Here is a 20976-nt window from a genome sequence, read left to right as displayed (position 1 = left end):
CGCCTCACGGAGGCGAAGATCCCTGGGCTCGACTGCGTTCGGCGCCGGTCAGGCGGGCGTCAGCGACTCGATGCCGCGGAGCACGCCGTCCATCAGGAACCTGTAGCTGCGGTCGAGGTCATCGGGGAGGCCGAAGCCGCCGCCGAGTTCCAGGGTGACGAAACCGTGGATGGCGCTGCGGAGCATCCGGAGGGCGTCGACCGTGCTGTCCTCCGGCAGGTCGAACGCGCGGAGGGCCGCCGTCAGGACGGCGAGCGCCTCTGCCGCCCGCTGCGCGAGCTCGGCGTCCGCGTCGTCGCCGAGGCGCGGCGCCACCTGCGTGGCCGCGTACCGCCCGGGGTGCGCGTGCGCGAAGGCGCGCATCGCGTCCGCCGCCGCGTGCAGGGCGTCGCCGCCCGAGCGTCCGATGGTCGCCGCCGCGAGCATCCTGGTCAGCTCGGCGACGGACTCGGTGGCGACCAGGCGGCGGAGGTCGTCGAGCGACGAGACGTGCTTGTAGAGGCTCGGCACCGCGACGCCAGCGCTGCTCGCGACGGCCGCCAAGGTGAGGCGGTCGAACCCGGCCGCGCCACCCGCATCCACCAGGTCGAGGGCGACGGCGGTGACCGCCGCCCGCGAGAGTCCCGCCCTAGGCACGGGCGGCCCAGGCAGCGGTGACCGCGTTCGCGCCCTGCTCGGACCCGTCGCGGAGGCGGGCGAGGAAGTCGACGGTCTGCGGCACGGTGATGTCCGGCCGCGCTGCGTGCGGGTAGTGTCCCGATTCGCCCACCAGCACAGTGGTGGCGCCGATGGATGCGATCCACGCGGCCTCGGCCACCGGGTCCTTGTAGTCGGGGTCGAGTTCGCCGACGAACGCGAGGATCGGGGCGTGCACCTCCGGCAGCCGGGGTTCGACCACCGAGTGGGTGAGTTGCAGGGTGAGGCGACGGAACGACGACAGGCGGCCCGGCTCCTTCATGTTCGTCTTGATGGCGGCGACGTGCTCGCCCAGCCACGGGGCCTGGCGGCCCTTGTTCAGCGTCGAGCGGTAGTAGCCGGACCACATGGATGCACCCCACGGCGCCGCGAACAGCACGCGGTACATCCCGTGGATCGACGCGACGGCGAAGGCGCTCATGGCCGGGTCGCGCAGGAGCGGGCCGTACAGGGCGAGCCCGGCGACCGCATCCGGTCGCTCGGCCGCCGCCCACGCCGCAGCTGCCGCTCCCATCGAGTTGCCGAGGATGACGGCCGGGCCGCCGAGCTCGTCGATGAGGGCGATGATGTCGCGGCCGGTGGCGATGTCGCCGAACTCGCGGAAGGTGGTGTCGCTGTCGCCGTGCGCCCGCAGGTCGGTGACGGCCACGCGGTATCCGGCGTGGACGAGCGGGCCGACGAGCTCGCGGTAGCTGGAGCGGAGGTCGCCCATGCCGGGCACGGCGACGACGAGCGGGCCGGAGCCCTCGACGGTGTAGCTCACGCGTCCCTCGGGGCGCTGGAGGAAGTGGACCTCACGAGCGATGGAAGTGTTCATAGCCGTAAAGCTAATACCATTAGCTGAAAAGTGCAACCCTCTTGTTCATTTGAGTAATTCTCATATAATCTGGCCGCGAACGGGGGCATTATGTCCATGTGGTCCGAGTTTGCTGAACGTCACCCCGAGATAGCGGAGCCGGTCTACTTTCTCGACGACTTTCTGCGCACACCTCCGACGCGAGACACCGGAGTCCTACCCTTTCCGGAAGACGGGCGCTGGGGAAATGTCCGTAGATACGCTTACGGCGCTGGGGCCTGGGTGCATGAGGACGAGGTCTTGCCTGTGGTCTTCGTGTCCTCGAAGTACGTCGGCGAGGGCCTCACGCCGCTGGAAGAGTCTCCCGTCGGCGAACTCCTCTCAGTGTCACGTCTTGATTCCCGCGTCTTCGCAGTGGGCATCGAGCCGCCCCGTCTCTTCGGCGGTCCGGTGCCAGGGGCGCGCATCAGTGTCGGAATGCGTAATGGGATGTCCGGAACGCTCGCTGTGCGGGACGGAGTTCCAGGTTTTCTGACCGCAGGGCACGTCGCCCCCGACATCGGCGCGCTGGTGCGCGACCTTTCCGGAACCGCGATTGGGATCGTCCGAGATTCGCGGTCCCTCGGCAACGACTCGCTCGACCCGGCGGCAGACATCGCCTTCATCGAATGCGACGCAGACACTGTGACCCGCACACCTCGGCTTCTACGGACGCTGGCCGAGCGGGATGCGGTCGCTTACAGCGGCCTTCGGGGTCCCGTAAACACCTGGATTCAGGCACTCTCGCCGAATTTCTTAGTCGACAGAACACGTGCAGGCTGGGCGGAGATCGCCATGACGGGCGATCCCGTCGCAAACGAAGGCGACTCCGGAGGTCCTGTCTTCTCTGAGGACGGCACCCTCGCTGGGCATGTGGTAGGTGGCACGAAGTCGAGCTACACCCTCGTGCAGGAAGCAGCGTTCCAGCTCGATGCGATCAGAGCCATAGCAATCGATTAGGAGCAACACATGACTGACAACATCACCAACGTGATTGCCTGGTTCTCGATGATCGCCGCCTCCATAGTCTTTGTGGCTGCAGTCATCGACCTCGTGACGACATGGTCGGGCAGGCAGAAAGCGACGAACGCCGTGGCGGCAGGATCCGAGAAGGTGAAGGACATCGCGGAAGCGACGCCGGGCAGCGAGAAGGCGAAGGAGTACGCAGGGATCGACTTCAAAGGCAGTTGGGAAGCTCTGGGAAGCCTTGCCACCGCACTGAAGGACCTCGATCGGTCGTCCAGACTCTTCATGCTGTCTCTCGCTTTCCTCGCCGTGGCGGGGGCGACCGTGGGATTGCAGGCCATCGGGACGGGACTCGCCGGCATCGGTTCCTGAGCGCAGAATGCACCTGGAACAGCGGAGAGAACTGGAGTAATCCCCGCGATCTACGCGGTTGCAACCCTGGTCGAACCCGGGACGACTGAGCAAATCGTGGCGAACATCAGATCGGCTCCGCCACATCCGGGCCGACGATGAGCACAGGGCAGCGCGCGTGGGACGCGCAGTGCACGCTCACCGAGCCGAGCAGAGCCTTGGTCAGCCCGCCCCTCCCCCGGCTTCCGAGCACCAGATACGACGCCGTGCGGCTCGCCTCGACGAACACCGCACCCGGATTCCCCGGCTGCGCCCGCGTACTGAACCAGTCCGGCGGCTTCGCGCCGAACGCCGCGGTCGACGCATCCTGGGCGTTCCGCAGCGCCACGCTGTGCGGCGACGACTCGGCATCCGGGTAGTACGCGTCGTACATGGAGGTCGACGGCTGCCAGACGGCGACGGCTTCGAGCGGCCGGCCGAACCTCTCCGCCAGGATGACCGCCTCCCTGAGCGCCGCCAACGCGCCGGTGGAACCGTCGATGCCCACCAACACGGGCCCGTGACCGTGGCCGCGATCGTTCATGGCACTCTCCCTCACCCGTCGAGAAGTCCCGCGCCTCATTGTCCACCCCCGCCCAGCGGACACCCAAGGACGTTTGTCCGGCGTGACAAGCCGCGCTGGGGTCATCCCTCCGATGGACACGGTTGCATCCGCGGCCGGACTCGGAGGGGCCGGTGCGGACGCGAGGCTGGTGGGGAACCGAAAGGACCGCACCGTGCGTCTCAGAAACCTCCTCGTCGCCGTGACGGCCGCGACCATCGTCGTCGCCATCGCCGGATGCTCCTCCCCGGGCATCCACTCGGGCGCCGGCTCGCTCGGGGCGGCGCCTCAGCTGCCGTCCGCGGGGTCTGGGTCGGGCGCAGGCTCGGGCTCGGCGCAGCTCGGCCAGGACGACGGGTACATCCCCACCGGCGAGACCGTCGCGCTCACCGACGACGTCCCCGCCGTGACCCGGCTCGACCCCCGGCTGCTGGAGGCGCTGGACAGGGCCGCGACGGCGTCCGCCGACCGCGACGTGACCCTCACCCTCACCGACGGCTGGCGCAGCGAGCGCTACCAGCAGACCCTCTTCGACGACGCCGTGCAGAAGTACGGCAGCGAGGAGGAGGCGAGCAAGTGGGTGAAGCGGGGAGACGAGTCGAAGCACGTGCGCGGCGAGGCGGTCGACATCGCGACGGCCGACGCGATGGACTGGCTCACCCGGTTCGGCGGGGAGTACGGGCTGTGCCAGGTCTACGCGAACGAGGCGTGGCATTTCGAGCTGACGGCCGACAGTGACGGGGTGTGCCCGGCGCAGCTGCCGGATGGGACGGCCGGCTGACGGCTCGGCGAACGCCCGCGGAATTCTCGCCCCCGCCCTTCCGGTGCGCGCATACAGGGCCGTATCGTCGGACGTGGCAGCACCGTCGCCGTCGTCCTGCAGCGAGTTCGCACAGCACCGAACCCAAGGAGATCGCACATGCCGTACATCACCACGTCCGACGGAACACAGATCTACTACACCGACCAGGGCGAAGGGCAGCCGGTCGTCCTGAGCCACGGCTGGCCGCTCAGCTCCGACGCCTGGCAGGTCGAGCTCAAACTCCTCGCCGACAACGGCTACCGGGCCATCGCGCACGACCGCCGCGGTCACGGGCGCTCGTCGCAGCGTACACCGGCAACGACATGGATACCTACGCCCGCGACCTCGCCGAGCTGGTCGAGCAACTCGACCTGCACGACCTCGTCGTGATCGGCCACTCCACCGGCGGAGGCGAGGTGGTGCGCTACGCCGCGCAGCACGGTGTCGGCCGCGTGACGAAGGTCATCACCGCTGGCGCCGTCCCGCCGATCATGGTCAAGTCGGACAGCAACCCGGACGGCACCCCGATCGAGGTCTTCGACGAGATCCGCGCCGGCGTGCTCAAGGACCGCTCGCAGTACTACCTCGACCTCGCCGTCCCGTTCTACGGTGCGAACCGCGACGGGGCGGAGGTGTCGGACGGTGCGAAATACGACTTCTGGCGCCAAGGGATGCTCGTCGGCCTGACCGCCGCGTACGACTGCATCAAGGCGTTCTCGGAGACCGACTTCACCGACGACCTGAAGGCGCTGGATGTGCCCATCCTCATCGCCCAGGGCGACGACGACCAGATCGTCCCGATCGCCGACGCGGCGCACAAGTCGATCGACCTCGTCTCCCACGGCACGCTGAAGGTGTATCCGGGCGCCCCGCACGGCATCTACGGCGCGTACCAGGAGGCTCTGGACAAGGACATCCTGGCGTTCATCGCCGGCTGACCGCCCGCCCTCAGGTGTGGGGGCCCTCCTGCGCCTCGACAATCTCCAGCCAGTTCCCCGGCACACGCCCAGCTGGGCCGGGGACCGGCTGCGAGTCCGGCCTGCTGGTCGGCGGCGCGAGCCGCGGCCCGTCGGCGAACTCCTGCGCGCTGTAGTCCCAGAACCAGTCCTCGCCGGGCTCGAAGCTCTGGATGTATCGGTGCCCCGTCTGCTCGGCGTGCGCGGTGGCGTGCCGGTTGATCGAGTCGTCGCAGCAGCCGATGTGCCCGCAGGTCGCGCAGCGGCGGAGGTGCACCCACCAGCTGCCGTCGCGGTCGCACTCCACGCATCCCGTGCCGGATGGCGGGACGTCCTGGTGGATTCCGGTGTCTCCCGCGCCCGTCGTGTCGCTCATGCAGCAGCCCTCCGTTGTGTCAGATGCGTCAGACCGGGTCAGACGATGCGCCCCACGGACGCCAGCGCGGCCTTGAGCAGGATGCCCCTGCCGCCCTCCATCTCTTCGCAGACCGAGGGGGACACCGCTTCCTCCGGGGTCATCCAGGTGAGTTCCAGCGCGTCCTGCCGCGGTTCGCAGGTGCCGGTGACCGGCACGACGTACGCCAGGGAGACGGCGTGCTGCCTGTCGTCGGTGAACGGCGTGACGCCCGGCATGGGGAAGTACTCCGCCACCTGGAACGGGATGGGACTCGCCGGCAGCTGCGGGAACGCCATCGGGCCGAGGTCTTTCTCCAGGTGCCGGAACAGCGCCTCACGCAGCGTCTCCCCGTACATCACCCGGCCGGACACGAGGGTGCGCGTCATCTCACCCACCGCGTTGGCGCGCAGCAGCACGCCGAGCTCCGTCACCTGCCCGAGCCCGTCCACCCGCACGGGCACCGCCTCCACGTACAGCAGCGGGAGGCGCCTGCGCACCTGCTCGAGCTCGATATCGCTCAGCCACGCCGGGCCCTGCTGGCGACCGTCGTCGGGCAGCGGGTCTGGGGTCGGGTCCGGGGTGCGTACGCTCATGCACCGATCCTACGGAAACGCCGGATGCTCGGGCACCCTTCCACCGGATGCTGTGGAAAAGACACGAGATTACCGCCCTGTGCAGAAACCACCCGCATCCCCGCGCCAGAATGAGGCATGCCCTTCCCGACACCCGACCTCCGCATCGACAGGGACGCCGTGCTCTGGTCCGCGTCGGAACGCGACAGAGCCGGCCGGCCGCTTCTCGTCCTCCTGCACGGCTACGCCTCCGACGAGGCCGACCTCTTCGGCATCTCCGCCTATCTCCCGCTGGAGCCGGTGATCGCCTCGGTGCGCGCGCCCATCCCCGAGGGCCAGGGGTTCGCCTGGTTCTCCCGGTACACCAACATGCCGGGCGACCCGCTCGCCGCCAACGCCGACGCAGCGGCGGCAGCCGTGCTCGACTGGCTCGACGAGCAGCCGCAGACCCCGACAGGCCTGCTCGGCTTCTCCCAGGGCGGCGCGATGGCCCTGCAGTTGCTGCGCAGGGCGCCGGAGCGCTTCGACTACGCGGTGCAGCTGTCCGGATTCGTCGTGCACGGTGAGCAGGACGGGGATGCGCACCTGGCCGCATCCAAGATCCCGGTGTTCTGGGGCCGCGGGACGCTCGACGAGGTGATCTCGTCCGACGCCGTCGACCGCACGACGGCCTGGCTGCCCGACCATTCGGCCCTGGATGCGCGCATCTACGAGGGCATGGGGCACAACATCTCCTCGGCCGAGCTCGCCGACGTCTCCGCGTTCATCCGGAGCGGCCAGCGTCGCTGAGTGGCGCTCCGGACAATGCTTCCGATGATGCCGACCACGATGTCGGTGGTGGGGTGTTGGATGGAGGGATGAGCGACGTGCTCGAACGGTTCTCCCCCGCCACCCGTGAGTGGTTCAGCGGGGCCTTCGACGCGCCGACGCCCGCCCAGATCGGAGCGTGGGATGCGATCTCGCGCGGCAGGCACGCGCTCGTCATCGCGCCGACGGGGTCGGGCAAGACGCTCGCCGCATTCTTGTGGGCGATCGACCGGCTGGCGGCCGCCGACCGCGCTGCGGAGGGTGGGGCCGAGAGCCCGTCCACCGCACCGGCCACCCGCGCCAAGGCAGCACCGGCGGCCAAGCGCGGCACCCGCGTGCTCTACATCTCGCCGCTGAAGGCGCTCGGCGTCGACGTGGAGCGCAACCTGCGCGCACCGCTCGTCGGCGTCACGCAGACCGCCAAGCGGCTCGGGGCGGAACCGCCGCACGTCACCGTCGGCGTCCGGTCCGGAGACACCACCTCCGCCGACCGGCGGGCGCTCGTGTCGACACCGCCAGACATCCTGATCACCACGCCGGAGTCGCTCTTCCTCATGCTGACCTCGGCGGCGCGGGAGACGCTGACCTCGGTCGAGACCATCATCATCGACGAGGTGCACGCGGTCGCCGCGACCAAGCGCGGAGCCCACCTGGCGCTGTCGCTCGAACGACTGGATGCGATGCTCGCCACCCCGGCGCAGCGCATCGGGCTCTCCGCCACCGTCCGGCCGCCGGAGGAGGTCGCCCGGTTCCTCGGCGGGCGCGCACCCGTCGAGGTGGTCGCGCCGCCCTCCGGCAAGCGGTTCGATCTGCGGGTCGTCGTCCCGGTCGAGGACATGAGCGAGCTGGGCACCTCCACCTTCGCGAGCGACAACGACGACGGCTCCGCGCCGCAGTCCGGCTCCATCTGGCCCCATGTCGAGGAGGCGATCGTCGACCGCGTGCTCGATCACCGGTCGTCGATCGTCTTCGCGAACTCCCGCCGCCTCGCCGAGCGCCTGACGGCGCGACTCAACGAGATCTACGAAGAGCGCATCCTGGGTGGCGGGGAGAACGGTCCGTCCGACGGTTTCGTGCCGCAGCCCCGCAGCCCGCGTCCCCCGGCGGAGCTGGCGGGAGCGTCGGGCCAAACGCGCGGATCGGATGCGGCGCGCGGATCGGATGCGGCGGCAGGCGCTGCGCCCGGCGCGCAGGACGCCCTCGCCGACGACCCAGGGTCGCTCGTGCTCGCGCGCGCCCACCACGGCTCGGTGAGCAAGGAGCAGCGCGCCATCATCGAGGACGACCTCAAGGCCGGGCGGCTGCGCTGCGTCGTCGCGACCTCAAGCCTGGAACTCGGCATCGACATGGGCGCTGTCGACCTCGTCGTGCAGGTCGAATCCCCACCCTCCGTCGCGAGCGGGCTGCAGCGGGTGGGGCGCGCGGGCCACCAGGTGGGCGAGGTGTCGCGCGGCGTGGTGTTCCCCAAGCACAGGGCCGACCTCATCCACTCCGCCGTGGCCAGCGAACGGATGACCTCCGGGCTCATCGAGACGCTCCGGGTGCCGGCCAACCCGCTCGACATCCTCGCGCAGCAGACCGTCGCCGCCACCGCGCTGGAGTCGATCGACGCGGACGAGTGGTTCGACACGGTGCGCCGCAGCGCGCCGTTCGCGACCCTGCCACGCAGCGCATACGACGCCACCCTCGACCTGCTGGCCGGACGATACCCGTCCGACGAGTTCGCCGAGCTGCGGCCGCGCATCGTCTGGGACAGGGATGCCGGCACGCTCACCGGGCGTCCAGGAGCGCAGCGCCTGGCCGTGACCAGCGGCGGCACCATCCCCGACCGCGGCCTTTTCGGCGTCTACATGGTGGGCGAGAAGGCCAGCAGGGTCGGCGAGCTGGACGAGGAGATGGTCTACGAGTCGCGCGTCGGCGACGTGTTCGCGCTCGGCTCGACCAGCTGGCGCATCCAGGAGATCACGCACGACAGGGTGCTCGTCACCCCGGCGTTCGGCGAGCCGGGACGACTGCCGTTCTGGAAGGGCGACGGTCTCGGCCGCCCGGCCGAGCTGGGCCGCGCTGTCGGCGAGTTCATGCGCGAGGTGAGCAGCGCATCCGAGACGGACGCCGAGCTGCGCTGTGTGGAGGCCGGGCTCGACACCTGGGCCACTGGCAACCTGCTCGCCTTCCTGAGCGAGCAGAAGACGGCGACGGGACATGTCCCAACCGATCGCACCCTCGTGGTCGAGCGGTTCAGGGACGAGCTGGGCGACTGGCGCGTCGTGCTGCATTCCCCGTACGGCATGCAGGTGCACTCGCCGTGGGCACTGGCCGTGCAGTCGCGGGTGCGCGACCGCTACGGCATCGACGGCGGGGCGATGGCGGCCGACGACGGGATCATCGTTCGTATTCCCGACACGGAATCCCAGCCGCCCGGCGCTGAGCTGTTCGTGTTCGAGCCGCAGGAACTGGATGCGCTGGTCACCGAGGAGGTCGGCGGCTCCGCGCTGTTCGCCGCGCGATTCCGCGAGTGCGCCGCCCGTGCTCTGCTGCTGCCGAAGTACAACCCCGGCAAGCGGTCGCCGCTCTGGCAGCAACGACAGAAGGCGTCGCAGCTGCTGGATGTCGCACGCAAGTACCCGAGCTTCCCGATCATCCTCGAGACGGTGCGCGAGTGCCTGCAAGACGTCTACGACCTGCCGGCGCTCGACGAGGTGACGCAGCAGATCGCTCAGCGGCGCATCCGGCTGGTGGAGGCGAGCACCGAGGTGGCGTCGCCGTTCGCGCGGTCGCTGCTGTTCGGCTACGTCGCGGCCTTCATGTACGAGGGCGACAGCCCACTGGCCGAACGCAGGGCGGCGGCGCTCTCGCTCGACGCCGGGCTGCTGGCCGAACTGCTCGGGCGGGCGGAACTCCGCGAGCTGCTCGACCCCGCGGTGATCGAGCGCGTCGAAAGAGAACTCCAGCGACTCGCCCCCGAACGACGGGTGCGCGGGATCGAGGGCGTCGCCGACCTGCTCAGGATGCTCGGCCCGCTGTCGGCGGAGGAGGTCGCGGAGCGGCTGCAGGGCGACGTGGTCGCGGCGGCTGCGATCGCAGAGACCGCCGAGCCCGAGTCCACCGCGGGCCCCGAGTCCACCACCGACCCGCTCCTCCCGCCCGCCGCCGACGTCGCCACCGCCGCCGCACACCTCGCGGCGCTGGTCGACACCAAGCGTGCTCTCGCCGTCCACATCGCCGGCGTGCAGCGCTACGCCACCATCGAGGACGCCAGCCGCTTGCGCGACGCGCTCGGCGTGCCGCTGCCGATCGGCGTCCCTGTGGCGTTCATCGAGCCGGTCGACGACCCGCTCGGCGACCTGGTCAGCCGGTTCGCCCGCACGCACGGTCCGTTCGTCACCTCCGACGTCGCAGAGCGTTTCGGGCTCGGCGCCGCCATCGTCCACGACGCGCTCCGTCGTCTCGCGCACGACCGGCGCGTGGTCGACGGCGAGTTCCGCCCGCACGCCCACGGCTCGGAGTGGTGCGACGCCGAGGTCTTGCGCCGGCTGCGGAGGATGTCGCTCGCCGCGCTCCGCCACGAGGTCGAGCCGGTCGACACCGCGACCTTCGCGCGGTTCCTTCCCGACTGGCAGCACATCGGCGGAACCCTCCGGGGCGTGGATGCGGTCGCCTCTGTGGTCGAGCAGCTGGCCGGGGCGCGCATCCCGGCGTCGGCGTGGGAGTCGCTGATCCTGCCCAGCAGGGTGAGCGACTACAGCCCGGCGATGCTCGACGAGCTGACGGCGACCGGCGAGGTGATCTGGGCCGGAGACGGTGCACTGCCGGGCAGCGACGGCTGGATCAGCCTGCACCTGGCCGACTCGGCGCCGCTCACCCTCGCTCCTCCCGGCGACCACGAGACCGACGAGCTGCAGCGCTCCGTCCTGGAGGCGCTCGGCCGCGGAGGAGGGTACTTCTTCCGCCAGCTGTCCGACGTGCTCGGCACAGCGGCGGGCGCTCCGGTGGACGACACCGCGCTCGTGACCGCCCTGTGGGACCTGGTCTGGGACGGCAGGGTGACGAACGACACCCTCGCCCCGCTGCGCACGATGACCGGAGCATCCGGAGCCCACAAGCGCCCGAAGCAGGCGCCGCGCTCGCGGCTCTACCGCGGCAGGGCGGCGACGCGCTCCGCGATGGTGACCAGGATGGGCCCTCCGACGGTCGCCGGTCGCTGGTCGCTGCTGCCCGAACGCGACCTGGAGTCGACCGTGCGCGCGCACGGGCAGGCCGAGACGCTGCTCGACCGCTACGGCGTCGTCACCCGCGGCTCGGTGATGAACGAGGGCTCCCCCGGCGGCTTCGCTTTGGCGTACAAGGTGCTGAGCGGGTTCGAGGAGACCGGGCGCGCCCGCCGCGGCTACTTCGTCGAGACCCTCGGCGCCGCGCAGTTCGCCACCGGCGCCACCGTCGACCGGCTGCGGTCGTTCGCCAGGGACCACACCCAGGATGCGCCGCTCGAGTCCGTCGCGCTGGCGGCCACCGACCCCGCGAACGGCTACGGAGCAGCGCTCCCCTGGCCGGGCGTCCCCGGCGACGCGGGCACCGGACACCGGCCGGGCAGGAAGGCGGGGGCGCTGGTGGTCCTGGTCGACGGCGCGCTCACGATCTACGTCGAGCGCGGAGGCAAGAGCCTCCTCTGCTTCGCCGACCAGGAGCAACCGGATGCGCGCCCGGCGCTGCTCGCCGCATCCCGGGCCCTCGCCGCGCTCATCACCCGGGGTCGCGTCGACAAGCTCGCCATCGAGACGGTGAACGGGGCGTTCGTGCTCGGCACCCCGCTCGGCGACGCCCTCGGCGAGGCCGGGTTCCTCCCCACCCCGCGCGGGCTGCGGCTGCGATCGTGAGCGAGCATCACGGTGCCTGAGGGCGACACCGTCTGGCGTGCGGCGAAGCGGCTGAACGCCGCCCTCGCCGGGAAGGTGCTCACCGAGACCGACTTCCGGGTGCCCGCATACGCGACGGTCGACCTGTCCGGGCGACAGGTGGATGCCGTGGTGAGCAGGGGAAAACACCTGCTGATGCGGGTGGGCGACGCGACCATCCACAGCCACCTCAAGATGGAGGGGTCGTGGGAGCTGTACGCGCCTGGTGCGCGCTGGCGGCACCCGGCGTTCGAGGCGCGGGCCGTGCTGCGCACGGAGGACGTGACCGCGGTGGGCTTCCTGCTGGGCGTCCTCGAGGTGATCCCGCGCGACAGGGAGGACGACGTGGTCGGCTACCTCGGCCCCGACCTGCTCGGCCCGGACTGGGACGCCGACGAGGCGCTGCGACGGCTGGCGGCGCACCCCGACCAGCCGATCGCCGTCGCCCTGCTCGACCAGCGCAACCTCGCCGGGCTCGGCAACGAATACGTCAACGAGCTGTGCTTCCTGCGCGGGATGCTGCCCACCCGTCCCGTCGCGGAGGCGGACCTGCCGGCGGCCGTGTCGCTCGCGCGGCGGCTCATCCTCGCCAACCGCGACAGGCCGAACCGCGTGACGACGGGCGACACCCGACGCGGGCGCACCAGCTGGGTGTACGGGCGGAGGGGCGAGCCGTGCCGTCGCTGCGGCACGCACATCCACCGGTCGGCGCTCGGGCGCACCGACCTGGAGGAGCGGGTCACGTACTACTGCCCGTCCTGCCAGACCTGACGCACGCGCCCGCTCCCCCGCCCGCTCCCCGATCATCGAGTCCGAAGTTGTTCACGCTGTGCGCGGCGTTTCGCGTGAACAACTTCGGACTCGATTGTGTGTGAGTCCGGGAAACGGGTCAGGCGGCGAGGGAGTCGGCCTGGGTGCGGACGGAGGCGAGGGCCTCCGACCAGGACTCGACCTGGTCGAAGAGCGGGGTGAGTGCTGCCTCCTGCTGGGCGGTGGGGTTGAGCGACCAGTTCTCGAAGTCGTGGGCGAGGCTGAGGCCCACGTGGGCGCTGACGGTCGCGACCTGCAGCTGCGACAGCACCAGACGCAGGTGCTCGACGGCGCGGGCGCCACCGAAGACGCCGTAGCTGACGAACCCGGCCGCCTTGTTGTTCCACTCGGCGCCGACGAAGTCGATCGCGTTCTTGAGCGCGCCGGAGGTGCTGTGGTTGTACTCGGGAGTCACGAAGATGTATCCGTCGAACTCGTCGATCTTGGCGGCCCAGGCCTTGGTGTGGTCGTTCGCGTACTGGCCCATCGCGGCGGGCATGGCCTCGTCGAGGTGGGGGAGGTTCCAGTCCATCAGGTCGACGAGCTCGTACTCGACTCCGTCGCGGGTGGCGGCGTGGTCGTAGACCCAGCGCGCCACGGCTTCTCCGTTGCGTCCGGGGCGGGTGCTTCCGATGATGATGGCGATCTTCGTCATGTCAGGCCTTTCGTGTTGGTGACGTGTCACCTAACGCGAACCCGGGATGCGCGCGGAACATTCCCGGCGCGGTCGGCGGCCTGGAAGCGGGCTGGAAGCGGCCTAGAAGAAGTCGCCTCCACCGAAGTCGCCCCCGCCGAAGTCCCCTCCGCCGAAGCCGCCGTCGCCACCGAAACCGCCGCCGTTGTCCCAGCCGCCGCCGTCCGCGGAGACCGTGCCCGCGTCGCCGCCCCAGCCGCCGGCGTCGGAGGAACCGGCGCCGCCGTCGCCCGAGCCGGCGTCGCCGGAGCCGGTGTCGCCGGAGCCGGTGTCGCCCGAGGCGTTGTCGGCGGAACCGTTGTCGCCCGGACCGTTGTCGCCATCGGTGGAGCCCGCATCCCCGGCCTGCTGGTCGACGGGAGACGGCAGGAACGCACTGACGAGCGCGGAGCCGATGACGTAGCCGGCGACGCTTCCGAGCAGCGAGCTGGCGAACATCCCGCCGAAGCCGACACCGCCACGTCCCCCGCCCATGCCGCCACCCATGCCGTTGCCGCCGCCGAGGGACCGCTCGAGGGTGCCCGGCTGCCGGATTTCTGCGCGGGTGGCGGACTGCGCGAGAGAGTGGGCGTCGTCGCCGCGCGGCTGCTCACCGGCGGGCGCGTTGGCGGAGAGCTGCTGGAACAGGAGGGAGCGCTGTTCGGGCGTCAGCTTCGCGAACGCCTCCTCGTGCACCTGCTCGATGGTCTCCGGCGGCGCGGTGCGCAGCAGGTAGCGGTAGCGCTCGACGGCGATCTCGTCCTCGGAGCGCTGCTCGGCTGCCACCTGGCCACCGGCGGGCGCGCCCGCGGAGGCGTTGACGGGCCGCCGCTGTGCAGGAACCTGCTGCGCGGGAACCTGTGCGGGAACCTGCTGCGCTGGCGCCTGCTGCTCGTCGCGTCCGAAGAGGCGGTCGAGGAATCCCATGGTGTTCTCCGTTCGAGTCGACGCTCGCGCGTCGGCGACAGTGTGTGAATCCGTACAGAGAAGTGTTCCGCGAGCGGCTGAGCGAGCGCTGTGTCCGTGCTGCGACCTCGCCGCGTGCCTCCCGGGTAGGCTCGATCCGCGCGGTGAGCGGTGCTGCGGCGCGGTGCCAACGGCTGCGGCGAGCGCGGGAGACGAGGATGGAATGGCCAGGCGAGACGAACCGAGCGACACGCGACTCCCCGACGACGCCACCCCGGATGAGCGCAGACAGGCGGGCGACCGGCTGCGCGAGCGGATCTACGCCACGTTCACCGCCCTCGCCATCCTGATGGCGCTCAGCAGCCACGGGGAGACGCTCGATCCGCTGAACGTGCTGCTCACGCTCCTCATCTCGGTCGGCGGTGTGCTGCTCGCCGGGCTCGCGTCCGACCTGGTGTCGCACATGATCGTGCACAACACGCTGCCGAGCGCGCTCGAGTTCCGGCACATGGTGGCTGTCGCATCCCGTGCGCTGACGGTGCTGTTCGTCCCCGCCGTGATGCTGCTCATCGCCGCGGCGGGCGGTGTGAGCGTGAAGGCGGCGATGACGACCGCCGTCGTCGCGCTGATCGTCTCGCTGGCGGTGATCGCGCAGATCGCCGTGAAGCGCACCAACCTCGGCACGGCCAAGCGCATCCTGGTGCTGGCGGCGATCGTCGCGCTCGGAGTGGCCGTGGTGACGCTGGAGCAGCTGGCGCACTGAACCCGTGGGAGGATGACTGCCATGTCCCCTATCCGCCAGCGGCCAGACCCGAGGAAGCTGAGCGACGAGGAGATCGAGCTCTTCAACGCGTTCTATGTGATGCGCCGCGGGTTCGACCGCACGCTCGACGCGCAACTGCAGCGGGATCACGGCATCTCCATCTCCGAACTGGAGGTGCTGATGGCGCTCGTGCGCGCACCGGGTCGGCGCCTGCGGGTGCGCGAGCTGGTCGACGTCACCGGCTGGGAGAAGAGCAGGGTCTCGCACCAGGTGACCAGGATGGCCGCGCGCGGATTCGTCGAACGGCAGGAGTGCGCGGAGGACAGGCGCGCGAGCTACATCCACCTCACCGGGGATGGGCGGAGGGTGCTGGTCCGGGCGCTGCCGGAGCACACGGCGACGATCAGGCGGGTGCTGTTCGACGTGCTCTCGGACGATCAGCAGGCGGAGTTCCTGGAGATCGCGACGAACATGATCGCCGCGAACGAGGCGGAGACCGCCGTCTGCGAGCGGGAGGACGCGGCGGAGGCCGAGCCCGCCGATGAACGGGTTCGCAGCGACGTCACCTCCTGAGCGGCGCCGATCTGGGAGCACGGCTCGGAAAGCCTGACGATTCGTCGAGAAACGCATGGATCGCCAGGGCTCTCGCAGGGTTGCACCCCTAGCGTTTCCCTGTGCGACGCCCGACCTTCCCCAGCCCCGAGGAACCCAGAGACCCTCGGCAGCACTCCGGCGACCCCGAACCGGCCACCGAGGTGTTCGGCCGGGTGCCCCAGCCTGACCCGCGCCGCCCGGTCCGCGCCACGCGGCCCGCCGACGGCAGGTACGGGGGAAGCCGAGCTGCCGGTGCAGCGGGAGCCGCATCCGGTGGTGGCGTCGACGCGCTGTTCGGCGGCGCAGGCGGAGGCTCCGGGCGCGACGGCGGCGGGCGCAACGGCGGCGGCGGCAACGGCCACGACGGCGGCGACGGCACCGGCGACGGTCCAGACTCCCCCACCCCCGGCGGCCGCAGAGGCCGCACACCCCGCACGCGGCGCTCCCGCACCAAGCGCATCATCGGCTGGACGGCCTTCGGCCTCGCCGTGATCCTCGTGGTCGTCGGCGGGTACGCCGCGTACAGCTACTTCCGGTTCGTCAACAACGTCAAGCACGTGGATGTGATCTCCGAGCAGCACAAGCCGAAGACCGACGTCGACGGCTCCGACCAGAACATCCTGCTCGTCGGTGACGACCACCGGCCGGACGGCGCATCGCAAGCCGAGCTCGACCAGCTCGGCACCACCGACGACGGGGGCGGCACGAACACCGACACGATGATGGTGCTGCACATCCCGGCCGACGGGAAGTCCGCCACCCTCATCTCCCTCCCCCGCGACTCGTGGGTGGATGTGCCCGGCCACGGCATGAACAAGCTCAACTCCGCCTTCTCCCTCGGCGGCGGCGCGACCGATGCGACCAGCGGCGCTAAGCTCCTCATCCAGACCGTGCAGAATCTCACCGGTCTGACGATCGACCACTACGTGCGCATCTCCCTGCTCGGCTTCTACGACATCGCCCAGGCGCTCGGCCCCATCCAGGTGTGCCTGAACAACGCGGTCGACGACCCGTATTCGCAGGCCAACTTCCCCGCGGGGGTGTCGACACTGGATGCGCACCAGGCGCTCGCGTTCGTCCGCCAGCGCCACGGTCTGCCGCAGGGCGACCTCGACCGCGTCGTGCGCCAGCAGTACTTCCTGTCGGTGGAGGCGCACAAGTTCCTCTCCGCCGGGACGCTGCTGAACCCCGGCAAGCTGTCGAAGGTCCTGGATGCGGTGAGCGGCTCGCTCGAGACCGACCCCGGCCTCAACTTCCTCTCCCTCGCCGCGCAGCTGCAGGGGCTCACCGGCGGCAAGATCCAGTCGGCGACCATCCCGATCTCCGGCACCCCGACCATCACCGTCGACGGCGAGGACCTGTCGATCGTGGAGGTGGACACGGCCGCGATGCCCGCGTTCATCCAGAGCCTGATGGGCACGCCGAGCGCGTTCGAGAAGGCGACGGCCGCAAAGCCGGCAGACACGGCCGTCACCGTGCTGAACGGCGGAGAGACGAACGGCGCGGCAGGAACCGCGACCGCGACGTTCGCCGCCGCCGGCTTCAAGACGGGCACGGCCGGGGATGCCGACACGCAGCCGACCACGGTGATCAAGTACCCGAGCGGGCAGGAGGCGCAGGCCAAGGCGGTCGCGGCGTACCTGCCCGGCGCGTCCGTGCAGGAGACGTCGTCGGTGTCCGGCGTCACGGTGGTCCTCGGCGACGACGGGCTGATGCCGGCGGCCCCGGCAGCCGGCGGGGCGCCCGCCTCCGGCGGAGCACCCGCGCCGACCCCGTCGTCGCCCGCGAAGAACTACAGCGACACGGTCTGCATCAACTAGCCGCGATCGACGACGCGCGCCCTAGTCGAAGAGCCTCCGGAACACGTTCGTGTCCGCCAGGTCGACGAGCTCGTCGCCGCGGCCGGACATGATCGTGCGCAGGGCGTAGAGCGTGAAGCCCTTGACCTGCTCGGCCGTGATCGCCGGCGGGATGGACAGCTCCTGGCGGGCGGTGACCACATCCACCAGGGCCGGTCCGTCGTGGTCGAAGGCGGCGCGGAGGGCGGCCTGCAGGTCGTCCGGCTTCTCGACCCGCTGACCGTGGATGCCCATTGCGTTGGCGACGTCGGCGAAGTTCGGGTTGTCCAGCCCGGTGCCGAAGTTGACGAAACCGGCCGCTTTCATCTCCACCTCGACGAAGTTCAGCGACGAGTTGTTGAACACGACGATCTTCACCGGCAGCTTGTTCTGCCGCAGGGTGAGCAGTTCGCCGAGCAGCATCGCCAGCCCGCCGTCTCCGGCGAGCGCCACCACCTGCCGGTCGGGGAACGCCGACTGCGCGCCGATGGCGTGCGGAACGGCGTTCGCCATCGTGCCGTGCGAGAACGAGCCGATCAGGCGGCGGCGACCGTTCATCTCCAGATAGCGGGACGCCCACACCACGGGCGAGCCCACATCCGGGATGAACACGGCGTCGTCGGTCGACAGGTCGCTGATCAGCTTCGCGACGTACTGCGGGTGGATGGGCGTGCGGTTGCGGTCGTTCGTCGCGAGGTCGTCGAGCCCCTTCCGGGACTTGCGGTAGTGCGCGGTGGACGAGTCGAGGTGCTTGGTGTCGGTGCGGTCCTTGAGCAGCGGGAGCAGCGCATCCACCGTGTCCCGGACGCTGCCCACCAGGCCGAGGTCGACCGGGGTGCGCCTGCCCAGGTTCTCGCCGCGGATGTCGACCTGGATGATCTTGGCCTTCGACGGGTAGAACTGCTGATACGGGAAGTCGGTGCCGAGCATCAGCAGCACGTCGCAGCTCTCCATCGCCCGGTAGCCGGAGGCGAACCCGAGCAGGCCGGTCATGCCGACGTCGTACGGGTTGTCGTACTCGATGAACTCCTTGCCGCGAAGCGCATGGACGACCGGCGCCTTGAGCTTGTCCGCGATGGCGACCAGCTGCGGGTGAGCACCCTCTACGCCCGCTCCGCCCAGGATGGTGACCTTCTTGGCCGAGTTGAGCAGGTCGGCTGCCGCGTGCAGCTCGGCGTCGGCGGGCCGGGTGACGCGCGGCGAGAACGCGATCGGCGCCGACTTGCGGCGGCCGGTGCTGTCCTTCAGGAAGATCTCGCCCGGGATGACGACCACCGCGACGCCGCGACGCTCGATGGCGGTGCGCATCGCGATCTCGAGCACCCGCGGCAGTTGCTCCGGCACACTGACCAGCTCGGTGTAGACAGCGGCCTCGCGGAACAGGTCCTGCGGGTGCGTCTCCTGGAAGTATGTGCTGCCGATCTCCGGACCGGGGATCTGCGCGGCGATGGCGAGCACGGGAACCCTGCTCCTGTTCGCGTCGAACAGCCCGTTTATGAGGTGCAGGTTGCCCGGCCCGCAGCTTCCCGCGCAGACGGCCAGCTCTCCGGTCAGTGCTGCCTCCGCTGCAGCAGCGAACGCCGCGGCCTCCTCGTGCCGCACGTGCTGCCAGGCGACCGATCCGTTCCTGCGCAGCGCATCGGTGAACCCATTGAGCGAATCGCCCGGCAACCCGTAGACACGTTTCACCCCCGCGTCCTCGATGATCTCGACGATGGTGTCGGCGACGGTCGGCATAGTGCACTCCCTCGGATCGGCGGATGCCTCCAACGTACGCCGAGGAAGGGTGCCAGCGGGAGAGGCGCTGGGACGATGTGCAGGGTGCGGGGTCGCGGGTGCGCGGAGCGTGGCCGGGGTGGCCCTCAGCGCAGGTCGGCGAGCGTCGCCACCCGCACGGTGCCGCTCGCGGCCTCGGCGAGCGCTGGATCGAGGGCGATCAGCGCATCCGCCTGCAACTGCGTCACGGCGATGTACTCCGCCGGGAGCGTGTCCGGGAGGCCGAGCGCGTCCGCCAGTTTCCAGGCCGTCGCCTGGGAGACGCGGTCGCTCAGGTACCGGATGCGCAGCCCGCGCAGGTAGTCGAGCCTGCGGGACGCGTCCTCCCTGGTGAGGTCGCCGCGCGCCACCGCCTGGTAGAGCTGGGACAGCACCTGCGATTTGAGTAGGGCGGGCGCGATGAGGCTGTCCGCCGCATCCACCACCGTCGCATCGGTGGCGAGGCGCAGCGCGGCGGGGGCGTCGATCACGAATCTGGGCATCCGGTGTCCTCCCGCTCGACGCAACGCTAAGCCTGTGGATGCGGCAGGGCAAGACCCGCGCGCAGACCGCACGGCCGCATCCATTGCCCACGGCCGAACATGCGCGCACAATCACTGCATGAGCAATGAGGTGGACTACTTCGAGATCGGGTCGCCGGACCCGGAGGCGAGCACGGCGTTCTACTCCGGGATGTTCGGGTGGGAGATCGGGCCGCCGTCCCCTGCCGGCTACAGCATGGTCGGCGGGGACAAGGGCGGGTTGTGGGACACGAACGGCGTCGGGGGCGGGTCGTGGGCCGTGTTCTATGTGCACGTCGACGACGTCGCCGCGGCGGTCGAGCGGGCGACGGCGCTCGGGGCGACCGTCGCGCTGCCGCTGGTGGACAACGGGTCGATCCAGTTCGCGCACCTGCTCGACCCGACGGGGAACCGGTTCGCGGTCTGGCGCCCCAACAACACCGACTGAGAGGGGGCGTGAGCCGACAGACAGGTCGTTTCGCTAGACGATGCGGTCCGCGCGGAGATTCGGACAATGCACACAAGTCTCGATTACGGTGTGCTTACCCCCGTTACTCTCCCACACGACACTCGTCGTCGTCCCCATAGGAGAACCCACCTCATGGTCAAACAGGCGCGCGCCCAAGCCACCAGAGACGCCATCATCCTCGGCGCAGCCGAGACGTTCGAGCGCTCGGGTTACGGCCTCTCCTCGATCGCCGACATCGCCACAGCATCCTCCGTCACGAAGGGCGCGCTGTACTTCCACTTCCAGTCGAAGGACGACATCGCCAGGGCGGTGATCGACGAGCAGCACGAGCGCGCGTTCGCCTCCGGCTCCGAGATCATGGCGAAGAAGCTGCCGGCCCTGCAGACGATGGTGCTGCTCTGCGCCGGGCTCGCCCAGCAACTGCTCACCGACCCGGTGGTGAAGGCCGGCATCCGGTTGACCACGGACAGGTCGGGGTTCGAGCAGCCCGTCAACGGCCCGTACGACGACTGGCTGCGCGCCGTCGAAGACCTCACCGTCCGCGGGATCGCGGAGGGCGACATCGTCGCGACGGTGGACCCGTCGATGTTCGCGCACTTCCTGATCCCGGCGTTCACCGGTGTGCAGCTGGTCTCGGAGACGCTCTGCGACCGCGCGGACCTGTTGCAGCGGGTCAGGGAGCTGTGGGTCGTGCTCCTGCCCGGCATCGTGCCGCCGGAGAGGTACGAGGCGCTGTCGACGCTTCCCCTGCTCGTCCCTGAGGGCTGAACGT

The 20976-nt window shown here is 70.3% G+C and carries 20 protein-coding genes and 1 pseudogene; 12 read left to right on the top strand and 9 right to left on the bottom strand.

Features of this window, described 5'->3' with window-relative positions; translation table 11 throughout:
- Positions 1-48: 48 nt before the first annotated feature.
- On the bottom strand, positions 49-636 hold the full coding sequence (locus tag AC1ROC_RS18070) for a TetR/AcrR family transcriptional regulator (RefSeq protein ID WP_085368862.1): 588 nt from the start codon (positions 634-636) through the stop codon (positions 49-51).
- The gene (locus AC1ROC_RS18065; protein ID WP_168690081.1) at positions 629-1513 is read right to left on the bottom strand and encodes an alpha/beta fold hydrolase; all 885 of its coding nucleotides are present in this window, start codon (positions 1511-1513) and stop codon (positions 629-631) included. The genes AC1ROC_RS18070 and AC1ROC_RS18065 overlap by 8 nt, the downstream gene beginning before the upstream one ends.
- A 90-nt stretch (positions 1514-1603) precedes the next feature.
- On the opposite strand from AC1ROC_RS18065, the gene AC1ROC_RS18060 reads away from it, so the two are divergent.
- On the top strand, positions 1604-2491 hold the full coding sequence (locus tag AC1ROC_RS18060; RefSeq protein WP_493001790.1) for a hypothetical protein: 888 nt from the start codon (positions 1604-1606) through the stop codon (positions 2489-2491).
- 9 nt (positions 2492-2500) lie between these two features.
- Positions 2501-2869, top strand: coding sequence for a hypothetical protein (locus tag AC1ROC_RS18055; RefSeq protein ID WP_493001789.1), 369 nt, complete (start codon positions 2501-2503; stop codon positions 2867-2869).
- Between the two features lie 106 nt (positions 2870-2975).
- On the opposite strand, the gene AC1ROC_RS18050 is transcribed toward AC1ROC_RS18055, so the two are convergent.
- A complete protein-coding gene (locus AC1ROC_RS18050) occupies positions 2976-3431 on the bottom strand; it encodes a universal stress protein (RefSeq protein ID WP_493001788.1) in 456 nt (151 codons plus the stop codon).
- A 193-nt stretch (positions 3432-3624) separates the two neighbouring features.
- On the opposite strand from AC1ROC_RS18050, the gene AC1ROC_RS18045 reads away from it, so the two are divergent.
- Entirely contained in the window at positions 3625-4230 is a 606-nt protein-coding gene (locus AC1ROC_RS18045) for a M15 family metallopeptidase (RefSeq protein ID WP_493001787.1), read from the top strand.
- Between the two features lie 138 nt (positions 4231-4368).
- Positions 4369-5189 (top strand): annotated as a pseudogene (locus tag AC1ROC_RS18040) (alpha/beta fold hydrolase).
- A gap of 10 nt (positions 5190-5199) precedes the next feature.
- Here the strand turns inward: AC1ROC_RS18040 and AC1ROC_RS18035 are convergent.
- The gene (locus AC1ROC_RS18035; RefSeq protein WP_168690084.1) at positions 5200-5583 is read right to left on the bottom strand and encodes a UBP-type zinc finger domain-containing protein; all 384 of its coding nucleotides are present in this window, start codon (positions 5581-5583) and stop codon (positions 5200-5202) included.
- A 38-nt stretch (positions 5584-5621) separates the two neighbouring features.
- Positions 5622-6197 (bottom strand): NUDIX hydrolase family protein, encoded by a 576-nt coding sequence (locus tag AC1ROC_RS18030; protein WP_085368872.1) that lies wholly within the window; start codon positions 6195-6197, stop codon positions 5622-5624.
- 117 nt (positions 6198-6314) lie between these two features.
- On the opposite strand from AC1ROC_RS18030, the gene AC1ROC_RS18025 reads away from it, so the two are divergent.
- The 3 genes from AC1ROC_RS18025 (at position 6315) to AC1ROC_RS18015 (ending at position 12646) form a co-directional block, all read left to right on the top strand.
- Entirely contained in the window at positions 6315-6965 is a 651-nt protein-coding gene (locus AC1ROC_RS18025; RefSeq protein ID WP_493001786.1) for an alpha/beta hydrolase, read from the top strand.
- 68 nt (positions 6966-7033) lie between these two features.
- Positions 7034-11857 (top strand): Lhr family ATP-dependent helicase, encoded by a 4824-nt coding sequence (locus AC1ROC_RS18020; RefSeq protein ID WP_493001785.1) that lies wholly within the window; start codon positions 7034-7036, stop codon positions 11855-11857.
- Positions 11858-11869: 12 nt separating this feature from the next.
- Positions 11870-12646, top strand: a complete 777-nt coding sequence (locus AC1ROC_RS18015; RefSeq protein WP_493001784.1) for a DNA-formamidopyrimidine glycosylase family protein — start codon at positions 11870-11872, stop codon at positions 12644-12646.
- A 118-nt stretch (positions 12647-12764) separates the two neighbouring features.
- On the opposite strand, the gene AC1ROC_RS18010 is transcribed toward AC1ROC_RS18015, so the two are convergent.
- Both AC1ROC_RS18010 and AC1ROC_RS18005 read right to left on the bottom strand, forming a co-directional pair.
- A complete protein-coding gene (locus tag AC1ROC_RS18010; protein WP_085368876.1) occupies positions 12765-13340 on the bottom strand; it encodes an NADPH-dependent FMN reductase in 576 nt (191 codons plus the stop codon).
- 102 nt (positions 13341-13442) lie between these two features.
- The gene (locus AC1ROC_RS18005) at positions 13443-14285 is read right to left on the bottom strand and encodes a hypothetical protein (RefSeq protein WP_493001783.1); all 843 of its coding nucleotides are present in this window, start codon (positions 14283-14285) and stop codon (positions 13443-13445) included.
- 202 nt (positions 14286-14487) lie between these two features.
- Between AC1ROC_RS18005 and AC1ROC_RS18000 the strand changes: the two genes are divergently transcribed.
- From AC1ROC_RS18000 to AC1ROC_RS17990, 3 genes are all read left to right on the top strand, one after another.
- Positions 14488-15027, top strand: coding sequence for a hypothetical protein (locus AC1ROC_RS18000; protein WP_493001782.1), 540 nt, complete (start codon positions 14488-14490; stop codon positions 15025-15027).
- Between the two features lie 21 nt (positions 15028-15048).
- On the top strand, positions 15049-15600 hold the full coding sequence (locus AC1ROC_RS17995) for a MarR family winged helix-turn-helix transcriptional regulator (RefSeq protein ID WP_493001781.1): 552 nt from the start codon (positions 15049-15051) through the stop codon (positions 15598-15600).
- A 101-nt stretch (positions 15601-15701) separates the two neighbouring features.
- Positions 15702-17441, top strand: coding sequence for an LCP family protein (locus tag AC1ROC_RS17990; RefSeq protein WP_493001780.1), 1740 nt, complete (start codon positions 15702-15704; stop codon positions 17439-17441).
- 21 nt (positions 17442-17462) lie between these two features.
- On the opposite strand, the gene poxB is transcribed toward AC1ROC_RS17990, so the two are convergent.
- Positions 17463-19196, bottom strand: a complete 1734-nt coding sequence (gene poxB / locus AC1ROC_RS17985; RefSeq protein WP_434949431.1) for a ubiquinone-dependent pyruvate dehydrogenase — start codon at positions 19194-19196, stop codon at positions 17463-17465.
- Between the two features lie 125 nt (positions 19197-19321).
- Positions 19322-19717, bottom strand: a complete 396-nt coding sequence (locus AC1ROC_RS17980; RefSeq protein ID WP_493001779.1) for a hypothetical protein — start codon at positions 19715-19717, stop codon at positions 19322-19324.
- Positions 19718-19835: 118 nt separating this feature from the next.
- Here AC1ROC_RS17980 and AC1ROC_RS17975 point away from each other — a divergent pair, with 118 nt between their 5' ends.
- Together AC1ROC_RS17975 and AC1ROC_RS17970 are read left to right on the top strand one after the other, a co-directional pair.
- The gene (locus tag AC1ROC_RS17975; protein WP_085368883.1) at positions 19836-20183 is read left to right on the top strand and encodes a VOC family protein; all 348 of its coding nucleotides are present in this window, start codon (positions 19836-19838) and stop codon (positions 20181-20183) included.
- A gap of 153 nt (positions 20184-20336) precedes the next feature.
- Positions 20337-20972 carry a ScbR family autoregulator-binding transcription factor gene (locus AC1ROC_RS17970; RefSeq protein WP_493001778.1) on the top strand — a complete coding sequence of 212 codons (636 nt, stop codon included), beginning with the start codon at positions 20337-20339 and terminating at the stop codon, positions 20970-20972.
- Positions 20973-20976 lie beyond the last annotated feature (4 nt).

It is taken from the genome of Leifsonia sp. GW821-FHT13C05, from assembly GCF_058806515.1.
Note: the sequence above shows the minus strand (reverse complement) of the source record. Positions and strands in the feature narration are given on the sequence as shown.

Coding starts and splice junctions, on each gene's coding strand:
- AC1ROC_RS18050 (WP_493001788.1), bottom strand. CDS start 3,431: ATGAACGATCGCGGCCACGGTCACGGGCCCGTGTTGGTGGGCATCGAC.
- AC1ROC_RS18025 (WP_493001786.1), top strand. CDS start 6,315: ATGCCCTTCCCGACACCCGACCTCCGCATCGACAGGGACGCCGTGCTC.
- AC1ROC_RS17975 (WP_085368883.1), top strand. CDS start 19,836: ATGAGCAATGAGGTGGACTACTTCGAGATCGGGTCGCCGGACCCGGAG.
- AC1ROC_RS17995 (WP_493001781.1), top strand. CDS start 15,049: ATGTCCCCTATCCGCCAGCGGCCAGACCCGAGGAAGCTGAGCGACGAG.
- AC1ROC_RS17980 (WP_493001779.1), bottom strand. CDS start 19,717: ATGCCCAGATTCGTGATCGACGCCCCCGCCGCGCTGCGCCTCGCCACC.
- AC1ROC_RS18020 (WP_493001785.1), top strand. CDS start 7,034: ATGAGCGACGTGCTCGAACGGTTCTCCCCCGCCACCCGTGAGTGGTTC.
- AC1ROC_RS18055 (WP_493001789.1), top strand. CDS start 2,501: ATGACTGACAACATCACCAACGTGATTGCCTGGTTCTCGATGATCGCC.
- AC1ROC_RS18060 (WP_493001790.1), top strand. CDS start 1,604: ATGTCCATGTGGTCCGAGTTTGCTGAACGTCACCCCGAGATAGCGGAG.
- AC1ROC_RS18010 (WP_085368876.1), bottom strand. CDS start 13,340: ATGACGAAGATCGCCATCATCATCGGAAGCACCCGCCCCGGACGCAAC.
- AC1ROC_RS18065 (WP_168690081.1), bottom strand. CDS start 1,513: ATGAACACTTCCATCGCTCGTGAGGTCCACTTCCTCCAGCGCCCCGAG.
- AC1ROC_RS18030 (WP_085368872.1), bottom strand. CDS start 6,197: ATGAGCGTACGCACCCCGGACCCGACCCCAGACCCGCTGCCCGACGAC.
- AC1ROC_RS18005 (WP_493001783.1), bottom strand. CDS start 14,285: ATGGGATTCCTCGACCGCCTCTTCGGACGCGACGAGCAGCAGGCGCCA.
- AC1ROC_RS18000 (WP_493001782.1), top strand. CDS start 14,488: ATGGCCAGGCGAGACGAACCGAGCGACACGCGACTCCCCGACGACGCC.
- AC1ROC_RS17970 (WP_493001778.1), top strand. CDS start 20,337: ATGGTCAAACAGGCGCGCGCCCAAGCCACCAGAGACGCCATCATCCTC.
- poxB (WP_434949431.1), bottom strand. CDS start 19,196: ATGCCGACCGTCGCCGACACCATCGTCGAGATCATCGAGGACGCGGGG.
- AC1ROC_RS18035 (WP_168690084.1), bottom strand. CDS start 5,583: ATGAGCGACACGACGGGCGCGGGAGACACCGGAATCCACCAGGACGTC.